This is a genomic window from Acidovorax sp. GW835-FHT14G06 (assembly GCF_058793595.1).
Map to the genome: position 1 here is coordinate 1 of NZ_JBXAGA010000036.1, position 10,133 is coordinate 10,133.

Consider the following 10,133-nt stretch of genomic DNA (forward strand, 5'->3'; position numbering starts at 1 on the left):
GGTCTACCCAGACCACCCCCGCGCCAGTGCTAGCTTTGCGTACCGTCACTTATTGCACTGAAAACGAGGAGACCCCGCTCAGCCGCAAGCCTCCGTGGCCAGGCTTGGATATGAACAGTGGCATGCCACCACGATGACGGAACCAGCGCGTGCCCACGTTGAATTGGCTGTGTTCGGGATGGCGGATCTCGTTCCACAGGGCGCGGCAGCGCTCACTCAGCCAGGCATTGAGTTCGACAAAGGAACTGAAGCGATGTCGGGCCGCCTCGATCCAGATGCGCCGACGGCTGTACTGCACGTTCTTCTCCACGCGCCCCTTCTCCCAGCCCGCCGCGACGTTGCAGAAGTCAGGGTCGTACAGGTAGTGCGCGCACATCACCGAGAAGCGCGCGTTGACAGTGCGGCCCTTGCCCTTGTGGACCTTGTCGACGGCGGTAAGCCCCGCTGCTTCAGGCCGCCCCACGAAGACGCAGACAAGTCGACTTAAAGGCAGCTTCAGACTGATGGCAGAAGTTTTAGGCCGCCGCGCTACTCGTTTGTACCAAAGCTGAAAGCATGCATCCGCGACATTGATAGGTCAGGCGACCGTGCCGGCACTTGCAAACCTCGACGGCGGCGATGTATTTGGCCCCATAAACTGACTGCTGAAAGTCGGCAATCAGGATGACGACAGGGGTACCGCATAGATCCTCAAGTGGCGAGCGGCGGCTGCCGTACGCACATGGCGCAAAGCGCCTTTGTGCGCAGCATCTAGGTTTCTCTGAACGTCGATGACATCAAGCCGGCAGGTTTCGTCTTGACGATGGCGGCGTTTAATCAAGCATTGGATCCGCCTGGATCCGCCGTCATTTGGCTCGTCGACGACCTAAATGCGCGTTTGGTGCTCGATCCGACGAACTGAAGATTACCCGCCAAGGCCAAGAAGCTTGCACTCGCCAAAGCTCTGCAGTTCAGGATTTCTTTCGGAAAATGACGACGTGCTGCCACGGCAGCCTCGCGTCTGTACGCACCCACTGCAACGGCAGGATTTCCGCTTCCCGGCGGATCTGCCTTTCCGTCATCTTGTGCAGCTGCTTGATCTGTACTGCGGGATCTTCCGCCTTGTACTCCACGAAAACGACCCGCCCGCCGGGCGCGAGCGACTGCACCACACTCCTGAGCATCTCATACGGAGCAGACAGCTCGTGATACACGTCGACCATGATCGCCAGGTCGACGGACCCCGGCGCCAGACGGGCATCGTTTTCAGTACCCAATGAAGGCGTGATATTGCGCATGCCTTCGGCTTCCGCAGCCTGGCGCAAAAGCGCGACCATCTCGGGTTGCACATCGACCGCCAGGACTCTGCCGGAAGGGGCGACCAGGCGCGCCATGCGACGGGACAGGTAGCCGGTACCAGCGCCGATGTCGGCAACCACCATGCCTGGCTTCAACTCCAGCGCATCCAGGAGAAGGTCGGTACGTTCTTCCTTCTCCCGTTCCTGGCGTTCGAGCCATGGCGCTCCTTGCCACCCCATGACCTGTGCGATCTCGCGACCCAGGTAGCGTTTGCCGATGCCGTCGGCGCTGGGCACTCCAGCGACGTACGCTAGCTCTTGCGCTTGCGCCGGAAAGCTGCCGGCACCAAGCAGCGATCCCAAAACCCCAGCTAAAACTGCAACGTTCCGAAAGAGTGTCATGTCAATCCAGTCAATCTCAGACAGGCATTTCGAAGTGGCCTGAATCTGCAGGTCAAGCCCTGCCGTCGCATTTGTCGCTGCAATGAAATGGGAACAACAGGGAGACTTATTTGACCCAGGTAGCAATCAACCAGTTTCAAATTTCGAAGACCCGCAGTTGGCCGTTTGGAGTCATGGCCCTCACAGATCTGGAACACAAAAGCACGTTAGCACCGCTTTCGCAAGGTAAAGCGCTTCGATTCTGCTCGGAGAGTGCCATTAGGCCAGCAGCAGGTTTCGCCCGCGGCTCACGTGTAAAGCCCGTGTAATCATGCCGCGAATACTTCACATAAAAGGGGAACCTGCGAGAACAGTTCAGTAGCCTCAATCAACCGCAAACTCGCATGGATGCTGGATTTTTCCAACTTTTTGAGATTCTTTAGAAATCGAGGTAGCGAAGACTCTTAATTCGTAGGTCGAGTTGTTGGCGCCGACTGGAGAGTGAGCCAACGGGGGTGCGGCACCGACAGCTATTTCCTCGGGTCGAAGCCTTTCGTGCAGCGTGCGCAGCGCTCGCGGCGCACGCTGGGCGTGCCCGTCCGGCAGGTGCACTACGATTTCTTAGGGCCCGCTTCGGCCCTTGATTGAGGCTTGAATCGCCTGCAGAGTCGGCAGGATCGACTTCACGGCACTGGACCAAGGGCCGCCTCTGCATCCGCGCCTACGCGCCTAGCCAGAATCTCTCGCTGCGATCGAGAAAGTCATGCAGGTGCACGATCACCGAATCGTCGTCGAGCAGGACGACGGCGTACTGTGGTGGCTCGAAGCTTCCCGGGATGTCTTCGGATTCCCCAAGGTGCAGTGCCACCTGATGGTTGGTACCGCGCAAAGTCGAGAAGGGGATGCCGCGCCAGGTGCCCGAGATGGGCCGGTGGATGTGGCCGAAGAACAGGTGCTTGATGCGATGCGCGTGGCCCTTCAGTGCTGTCAGCAACCATTCGTTGTCGACCAATCCGATTCGATCCATGACCGGGATGCCAAGGTGGAATGCCGGATGATGCATGAACAGGAGCACCGGTGAATCATCCTCCGCCAAGCGCTGGGAAAGCCAGTTTGCCCGTTGCTCGCAGAAGACGCCGCAATGCGTTCCCGGTTCGTTGGTATCCAGAAACAGACCCCTGAACCTCCCGATGGCCTGCTCGTACTGGACGAACCCATTGCTGTCCACCGGCACCTGTGGGAAGCGCTCGCGGAAGTTGGTCCGGCTGTCGTGGTTGCCGAGAATCAGATGAACCGGCATTGGCAACCGCGCGCATTGCTCCGACAGCTGGCGGTAGGCGTCCGGGTGCCCGACATGTGCGAGGTCGCCCGTGATCACGCAAGACGCTGCGTCCGCGTGCTCGGCGATCACGCTGTCGATGCAGCGCTCGAACCGTTTGCCGGGGTCATGGCCGTAGAGGGCGCGACCCTGCTCGACAAGATGAATGTCCGTGATGTGGATGAACTTGTGCATGGTCGTGCCTTGCACTCAGCGCGGCAGCAATGCCTGGACGGCCTTGCTCATCTCGCTAAGGGCAACGGCGGGTTGCACCTCTTGCGAAACCACGGTCTGGAGGTGATCCTTGATTACGTCGGTAATCTTCAAGCCGTTGTCACCCGGAAACGCGTACCAGCCGGTGAGTACCGGCATCTGCGCGATGGCGGTCAGATGATTGGGGTTTGCCTTGTAGAAGGGCGCAAGCAGGTTCGGGTCGGTCGCTGGCAACGTGTTGGCCGGGAAGTAGCCGGTTGCCTTGACCATGGTCGTCGCGCCCAGCGGGCCGGTGGCGAACTTGATGTATTCCCAAGCAGCGGCCTGCTTGGCAGGATCCTTGGAAAACATCATCGCTGCATTGCCGCCGGCCGGCAGTCGGCCGTCCTTGGCAACGGGCATGCGGGCGGTACGAATCTCGAACTTGCCTCCCACCTGCTTCGTGATGCTGCCCAGGCGCGCAGTGGTTGTCGCCAGTACCGCGAGCTTGCCGCTCACGAAGTCCTGCAAGGCGGCCGAATAGGAGATGTTGCGCATCTCACCCTGCTTGACGAGCTGCTCGAGGGTCAGCATGGCGGCCTTGCCTGCGGGGCCGTCGAAGGCCACCTTCTTCTCGTCGGCGGTCAACATGGTGCCGCCGTTGCTGAAGACCAGCGCCTGCCACATCCAGTTGCCCGTGATGTCCCACTCGACGTGAAGGCTCTCGGTGCCGGGCGTTGCCGCCTTCGACTTTTTGGCCGCGTTCATGATGGCATCCCAGTTCATGGGAAAGCGATCGGGCTCCACGCCCGCCTTGCGCATCAGGTCGGCGTTGTAGTAGATGACGGGTGTAGACAGCGCGAAGCCGATGCCGACCTGCTGACCCTTGACTTGCCCCAGTGAAAGCAACGCTTGGTCGTAACCCATCCCCGCCCAGCCCTTCTCCGCCTTGATGAAGGGCGTCAGGTCGACAGCGAGCCCACGGTCGGCAAACACGCGCTGACGATTGAGGCCCTGATAAGACACATCGGGGAGCTGGCCCGTGACGGCCTGGCGCAGAACCTGTTGTGCCGCGACCTCGTAGTCAGACGTGGGCGCACGGAACGTGACCTTGTACTGGGGGAACTTCGCCATGAAGTCTTTTGCGATTGATTCATGGACCTCTTTGAAGAGATCAGCGTACGCGTAGTCGATCACGATCTCAGTCGGTTGCTGAGCCTGTGCCAGGCCGGTGGTCATTAACACGGCCAGTGCGGCGGTTTTCTTAAACAGTTGTTTCATTGCTTGATTCCTTGCGGTTTAACCTTTGACGCCGGTGAGCGTCACACCTTCGATGAAGCGCTTTTGCGCGACGACGAACAACAGCACCAGCGGCGCCGTGATCAGCACCGTGCCGGCCATCAGCGGACCGAACGCGCTGCCTGCTTCCTCATTGCGGAAGAACATGGTTCCCAACGGCGGCGTCGCCAGATGGGGTGAATTGATGACCAGCAGTGGCCAGAAGTAGTCGTTCCAATGCCAGACCACCGAGAAGATCGAGAACGCCAGCAAGGCAGGCATGGCCGTGGGCAGCATCACGCGCCAGACGATCTCCAACTCACCCATGCCGTCGAGCCGCGCGGCGTGGATCAGGTCGTCGGGCACGGTGCGAAAGAACTGCCGCATCAGGAAGATGCCGAACGCGGACACGCTGAAAGGCAGGATGAGCGCGGCCATCGAGTCGAGCAGACCGGCGTGATACAGCATTACGTAGAGGGGGATGGCCGTGGCTTGGTATGGCACCATGAGCGCCAGCATCACCAAGCGCCAAGCCCACGGCTTGCCACGGAACGACAGCTTGGCAAAGGCGTAGGCGGCAGGCAGTGCCACCAGGATCTGCAGCACCAGGATGCCCGCGCAGACGAGCACGCCATTCCACAGGTAGCGCAGCAAGGGGACCTTGGTTAGCGCGAGGGTGTAGTTCTCCACTGCAGCGAAGCGCGTCGGAAAAAGATGAATCTCGCTGCCGAAGATTTCGTCGGCAGGCTTGAGCGAGGTCAGCACCATCCAGATGAACGGCATCAGGAAGACCAGGGCCACGGCCATCAGCACCACGTGGCGAAGAATCCGAAAGGAAGGGGAAGGAGGTTTCATGCGTAGTGCGTCCTGCGCTCCAGCGCGGCGTGCTGGATCTGGGTCAAGAGGAAGATGCCGGCGATGAAGACCACCGTCATGGCGCTGGCGTAACCCATGCGGAAGAAGCTGAACCCCTCCGCATAGATGGTGTGCAGCAGCACTTCGGTGGCCTTGTTCGGCCCGCCCTTGGTGAGCACATGGACGGTGTCGAAGACCTGCAGGGCGCGGATGGCGCAGACAGTGATGACGAACAAGGTGGTAGGGCCCAGCAACGGCCAGGTGACGAAGCGGAATCGATCGAAGGGGCGATCGATGCCGTCGAGTTCCGCCGCATCTCGCACGTCGCGGGGGATTCCTTGCAGCCCGGCCAGGAAGAACACCAGGGCAAGCCCCGACATCTGCCAGATGCCGATCGCGGCGACCGAGTACAGCGCGAGGTGGCGGTCGTTGAGCCAGTTCTGGGGTGCGACGCCGACCTGCTGGAGCAGGTGATTGACGAGCCCGGCGCTCGGATGCAGCAGGAATTCCCACACGACCGCCATTGCGATCAGCGTCGATGCGGCCGGCATGAAAAAGGCTGTGCGGTAGAAGCCGCGTCCCGATCGATCGGATTCGATCAACAAGGCGAGGCTCAGGCCCAGCGTGATCGATCCCCCGGTGACCAGGACGAGGTAGACAAGGGTGTTGGCCACAGACTTGCGGAACACCGCGTCCGACCAGAGTTCGGCGTAGTTCTGCAGGCCGACCCAGTTCAGGGTGGTGGCGCCGAACTGCCAATCGGTCAGCGACATCAGAAATACGGCAAGGACGGGTATGAACAGCAGAAGCGTCGCAAGAAGGCCCGCGGGCGCGAGAAGCGAAACGGTGGAAAGAGGATGGGCGCGCATGCTCGGCTTTCAGGCCACTCGCTTCAGGGTGTCGCATCGACCGATCGACATGCGCTGGCCGCCGGCGTCGAAGACATGCAGGGCTTCCCACGGGACCGTGACCTCGAACTCGGCCCCTGCGTGCGCTGCCGTGCCAGCCGGGAGGCAGACGATGCAGGCTTCCCCCTGGCTCGGCAGGGTCAGCGTGGCCATCAATTCGGCACCCGCGTATTCCACATGGCCAACCACGCCGCGCACGGTGAGGCCCGGCGCCTTTGCCAAGGTGACAGCCTGCGGCCGGAAGGCGACACGGCAGGGCCCGCCGTTCCCCGCGGTATCTGCGATGCGTTGCGCCAGGCAATGGATCTCGCCATTGGCGAGGATGTCGCCCGGCACGACGTTGATCCGCGGTGCGCCGACGAATCGAGCCACCTCGAGGCTTTGTGGCCGCATGTACAGATCTTCGGGTGGCGCCACCTGAAGGATGCGGCCTTCGCGCATGACCGCCACACGGTCCGACATGGACATGGCTTCGTGCTGATCGTGCGTGACGTAGATGAACGTCACGCCCAACTGGTCGTGAAGCTGCCGGATCTCGGCACGCAGCGCATGGCGAAGGTTGGCGTCCAGATTAGAAAGGGGCTCGTCGAACAGGAACACGGAGGGGTGGCGAACCATCGCGCGCGCCAGGGCGACGCGTTGGCGCTGGCCGCCCGACAGGTGCGCCGGCTTACGATCGAGTAACCCGTCGATGGCGAGTCGCCGGGCCACTTCATGTGCGCTGGCATGGATGTCGGCGAGCCGGCGGCGCACCCCGGGGGATACCAGGCGTGCCCCCGGCAGGCGACCCCAGAACCCCAGGCCGCGCATCACCAGCGGCATCGAGATGTTCTCGCGCACGGTCATGTGCGGGTACAGCGCATAGGACTGGAACACCATCGCGCAGTCCCGTGCGCTGGGTGACAGGGCGAGCAGGTCGCGGTCTCCCATGCGGATCGTGCCGGTGTCGGGCGTGTCCAGGCCGGCGATCAGCTTCAGCAAGGTGGACTTGCCGCAACCGGACGCGCCCAGCAGGGTGAGGAATTCGCCGTCGCGCACTGTCAGGTCGAGTTCCTGAAGAACGGCAGCGTTGCCGAAGCGTTTGGTCAGGCCGGAAATCTGGATGTCAGACATGGTCGTTCGTCTCCGCCGTTGACTGAGTCGATGTCCGGGCGGCCATCCAGCTGTGAAACTCTGCGTAGCCCGAAAACGCCACGGTGCACGGGCGCAAGTCGTCGGGCGCCGCGGCGTAGCCGCCGAGATGGGCCGCCAGCCGTACGCCAGCCGCCTGGGCACACGCTGCGTCAATGCCGGAGTCCCCGACGAACAGCGCTGTCCGCGGCGTCCCGCCCAACTGGGTCAGTGCGAGGTGCAACGGCGCGGCGTCCGGCTTGGGATGCTCGGTGTCGCCCAGGCCCACGATCGCGTCGAAGAAGCCGGTCAGCGCTGCCTTGTCCAGAAGCGTGCGTGTGGAGCCTTGATCGCGGTTCGTGCAAATGCCCAGTGCGATGCGCTGCGAACGAAGCATCGACAGCAGATCGAGAGCGCCGTCGTATGCCACAGTTTTGTGCAGCCAGTGCGATGCGTAGCGGTGCGCGAAGGCATCTTCGAGTCGCGACCCCAACGCGAGCGGCACAGACGCGGCCTGAAGCCGGAGCGCGCTCTGGAAGAGGGCGGTGATGCCCTGGCTCAAGGCAGGACGAAGATGCTGCGGCTCGACGGCCTGCAATCCGGCGAGCACAAGCACCTCATTGGCCGCGGCTGCGAGGGTGGGCAAGGTGTCGAAAAGGGTTCCATCGACATCAAAGACGACTGTTCGTATTTGATCGTTAGTGTTCATGTCCTGAATGCTACGAACATGATGAGTCAAACTCATGACAAATACGGGCGGTACAGTTTCCGCATCGATCCCGTGCGCGCGTGGCGCGTCAACCGTCCTGAAATGCAAGAAAACAGATGCTCAAAGCAGCTCGCCAGAAAGAAATCGTCGCCCTTTTGCAAGGGGGCGGCGTCGTCGAAGTCAGCGTGCTGGCGGAGCGTTTTCAGACATCGCCGATCACTGTCCGCCGTGACCTCATCGAATTGCAGGAGCGTGGCGTGCTGGCCCGCACGCGAGGGGGCGCGATTCCCGGCAATGAGGTGTATGCAGAGGGTTGGGCGCGGTACGAGAGTGTTAGCTACGCGGAGCGCGAGAGGGAAAACTACCGCGAGAAACGAGCCATCGCGGAGCTGGCCGCGCAATCAGTGTCGGACGGCGACTGCATCCTCATCAACGGCGGTACCACGTGCAGGCACCTCGCGGAAGCTCTGCGAGGTCATCACCACCTTCATGTCGTCACCAACGGACTGACCGTCGCCATGGAGCTGGCCAAGAGCAGAAACGCCACTGTCCATCTCCTGCAGGGCACCGTGGACTTTCAGAAGATGACGAGTGTGGGCCGCCTCGAAACAGGTGCATTCGAGGACATCACGGTCAGAGCGGCCTTCCTGGGCGTCCACGGGATCTCCGCGACCGGGGGCATCGGCATGCTGACGCCCGAGGAGTCAGCGATGAATCGAGCCTTCGTGGACGCGGCCCAGTCCGTCAATGTCCTCGTCGACTCCTCCAAGTTCAAGGCGCAAGCAATCTTCAGGATCACGCATCTCGACAAGGTCGCACGCGTTTTCACCGACGACGGCATCAGCGATGAAGTGCGGCGCTCGCTGGAGCAGGCTGGGGTGGAAGTCCTGATCGCGCATGCCGAAGAAAATGGCCACTGAGGCCACGTCGTCGATAAGGCGTGACGACGATCAAAACTTAACGCCGGCAGGGCGTTGCACAAGATTAGTACAAGGCCGGAACGACAAAGGGTTGACTAACGTGACAACACCTACGGCAAATTTGATTGCCAGAACGAAAAACTTTCGATTCATGAACCATAAACCGACCGATCTCCACCGCATGGGGTGAACCGTCTCAACTGCGAACCTTGGTTGCAAGGTTTCCGTACATGATTCCATTGACGGGCGAAGAACGGAAGCGGGCGTACATTTTTTCGAGGTTGGGTGCCAACATTCGCGCTGCTTTGCAAAGACGTCGACGAGGCCCTCTGGAGTGTAGGCGACGCCGCAGATGTGAGCCGCTTTTGCTCGAATGCCGGCGATCCCGTGGCCAGACGAGCGCCTCTCCGATCGTTCGCATATTGGACGCTGGGGCTTCATTAATGGCGCAGTCGACGGTCGGCGCAGTGGCTCACTTCGGTCTCGGCGGCAACATGAAGACATCAGCACGCGCGTCGCTTCGGGTCGAATTGTTACGACGGCGGATGCGCTCGCGTTTGAGCAGTTGGAAGAAGCTCTCGGCCACAGCGTTGTTGTGACCGTTGCCACAACGACTCATGCTGCTGACCAAGTTGTGGTCGCGCATGAACGCCTGCCACTCGTTGCCAGTAAAACGGCAGCCCTGATCGGAATGAACAATGACTGGCGCCTGCGGTTGGCGACGCCAGAGCGCCATCAACACTGCATCGAGCACCAGACTATTATTCATAAGGCTGCCCATCGACCAGCCCACCGCCTGCCGGGAGAACTGGTCGACCACGACTGCCAATTAAAGCCAACCTTCATGTGTTCGGATGTACGTGATGTCGGTGACCGAGGACCTGTTGGGCTCGGCCACCGTGAACTGACGTTGAAGGTAATTAGGCGCGACCGCTGCTGGATTGCCACCTCGCATGCCTGGCCGGCGACCATCGCCCTTGGGCAGGCGTGCCACTCGGTGTTTGCCGCACCGCTCACCGAGGTCACGCATGTCCAGCGTCAGCTTGCGGTGGCCATAGACGCCCCCCCTTTCCAGACATGCCTGTTTGAGCAAACCGAGCAGTCTTAGGTGGGGTCTCCTCGTTTTCAGTGCAATAAGTGACGGTACGAAAAGCTAGCACTGGCGCGGAGGTGGTGTTGGTAGAT

The 10,133-nt window shown here is 61.3% G+C and carries 8 protein-coding genes and 2 pseudogenes; 1 reads left to right on the plus strand and 9 read right to left on the minus strand.

Translation table 11 applies throughout. The features are described 5' to 3' along the window. Positions 1 to 154: 154 nt before the first annotated feature. From AC1Q64_RS25405 to AC1Q64_RS25440, 8 genes and pseudogenes are all read right to left on the minus strand, one after another. A pseudogene (locus AC1Q64_RS25405) lies at positions 155 to 436 on the minus strand (IS21 family transposase); the annotation flags it as partial. 514 nt (positions 437 to 950) lie between these two features. After that, positions 951 to 1,679 carry a class I SAM-dependent methyltransferase gene (locus AC1Q64_RS25410; RefSeq protein WP_031942805.1) on the minus strand — a complete coding sequence of 243 codons (729 nt, stop codon included), beginning with the start codon at positions 1,677 to 1,679 and terminating at the stop codon, positions 951 to 953. Between the two features lie 700 nt (positions 1,680 to 2,379). Beyond that, on the minus strand, positions 2,380 to 3,171 hold the full coding sequence (locus tag AC1Q64_RS25415; RefSeq protein ID WP_492253147.1) for a phosphodiesterase: 792 nt from the start codon (positions 3,169 to 3,171) through the stop codon (positions 2,380 to 2,382). Between the two features lie 15 nt (positions 3,172 to 3,186). Beyond that, positions 3,187 to 4,449 (minus strand): ABC transporter substrate-binding protein, encoded by a 1,263-nt coding sequence (locus tag AC1Q64_RS25420; protein ID WP_492253148.1) that lies wholly within the window; start codon positions 4,447 to 4,449, stop codon positions 3,187 to 3,189. Between the two features lie 18 nt (positions 4,450 to 4,467). Then, the gene (locus AC1Q64_RS25425; protein WP_165091848.1) at positions 4,468 to 5,301 is read right to left on the minus strand and encodes a carbohydrate ABC transporter permease; all 834 of its coding nucleotides are present in this window, start codon (positions 5,299 to 5,301) and stop codon (positions 4,468 to 4,470) included. Further along, positions 5,298 to 6,170: a carbohydrate ABC transporter permease gene (locus AC1Q64_RS25430; protein WP_029309265.1), complete on the minus strand. Its 873-nt coding sequence runs from the start codon at positions 6,168 to 6,170 to the stop codon at positions 5,298 to 5,300. Before AC1Q64_RS25430 ends, AC1Q64_RS25425 begins: the two co-directional genes overlap by 4 nt. A 9-nt stretch (positions 6,171 to 6,179) precedes the next feature. Continuing rightward, the gene (locus AC1Q64_RS25435; RefSeq protein WP_029309264.1) at positions 6,180 to 7,322 is read right to left on the minus strand and encodes an ABC transporter ATP-binding protein; all 1,143 of its coding nucleotides are present in this window, start codon (positions 7,320 to 7,322) and stop codon (positions 6,180 to 6,182) included. Further along, positions 7,315 to 8,028: an HAD family hydrolase gene (locus AC1Q64_RS25440; RefSeq protein WP_051723375.1), complete on the minus strand. Its 714-nt coding sequence runs from the start codon at positions 8,026 to 8,028 to the stop codon at positions 7,315 to 7,317. Before AC1Q64_RS25440 ends, AC1Q64_RS25435 begins: the two co-directional genes overlap by 8 nt. A gap of 116 nt (positions 8,029 to 8,144) precedes the next feature. On the opposite strand from AC1Q64_RS25440, the gene AC1Q64_RS25445 reads away from it, so the two are divergent. Further along, complete coding sequence (locus tag AC1Q64_RS25445; protein WP_197953184.1) at positions 8,145 to 8,948, plus strand: DeoR/GlpR family DNA-binding transcription regulator; 804 nt, start codon at positions 8,145 to 8,147, stop codon at positions 8,946 to 8,948. Between the two features lie 496 nt (positions 8,949 to 9,444). Here the strand turns inward: AC1Q64_RS25445 and AC1Q64_RS25450 are convergent. Next, a pseudogene (locus tag AC1Q64_RS25450) lies at positions 9,445 to 10,053 on the minus strand (IS3 family transposase); the annotation flags it as partial. Positions 10,054 to 10,133: the final 80 nt, after the last annotated feature.

Excerpts from the sequence above, each read along its gene's own strand:
- AC1Q64_RS25410 (WP_031942805.1), bottom strand. The coding sequence starts at position 1,679 with ATGACACTCTTTCGGAACGTTGCAGTTTTAGCTGGGGTTTTGGGATCG.
- AC1Q64_RS25415 (WP_492253147.1), bottom strand. The coding sequence starts at position 3,171 with ATGCACAAGTTCATCCACATCACGGACATTCATCTTGTCGAGCAGGGT.
- AC1Q64_RS25420 (WP_492253148.1), bottom strand. The coding sequence starts at position 4,449 with ATGAAACAACTGTTTAAGAAAACCGCCGCACTGGCCGTGTTAATGACC.
- AC1Q64_RS25425 (WP_165091848.1), bottom strand. The coding sequence starts at position 5,301 with ATGAAACCTCCTTCCCCTTCCTTTCGGATTCTTCGCCACGTGGTGCTG.
- AC1Q64_RS25430 (WP_029309265.1), bottom strand. The coding sequence starts at position 6,170 with ATGCGCGCCCATCCTCTTTCCACCGTTTCGCTTCTCGCGCCCGCGGGC.
- AC1Q64_RS25435 (WP_029309264.1), bottom strand. The coding sequence starts at position 7,322 with ATGTCTGACATCCAGATTTCCGGCCTGACCAAACGCTTCGGCAACGCT.
- AC1Q64_RS25440 (WP_051723375.1), bottom strand. The coding sequence starts at position 8,028 with ATGAACACTAACGATCAAATACGAACAGTCGTCTTTGATGTCGATGGA.
- AC1Q64_RS25445 (WP_197953184.1), top strand. The coding sequence starts at position 8,145 with ATGCTCAAAGCAGCTCGCCAGAAAGAAATCGTCGCCCTTTTGCAAGGG.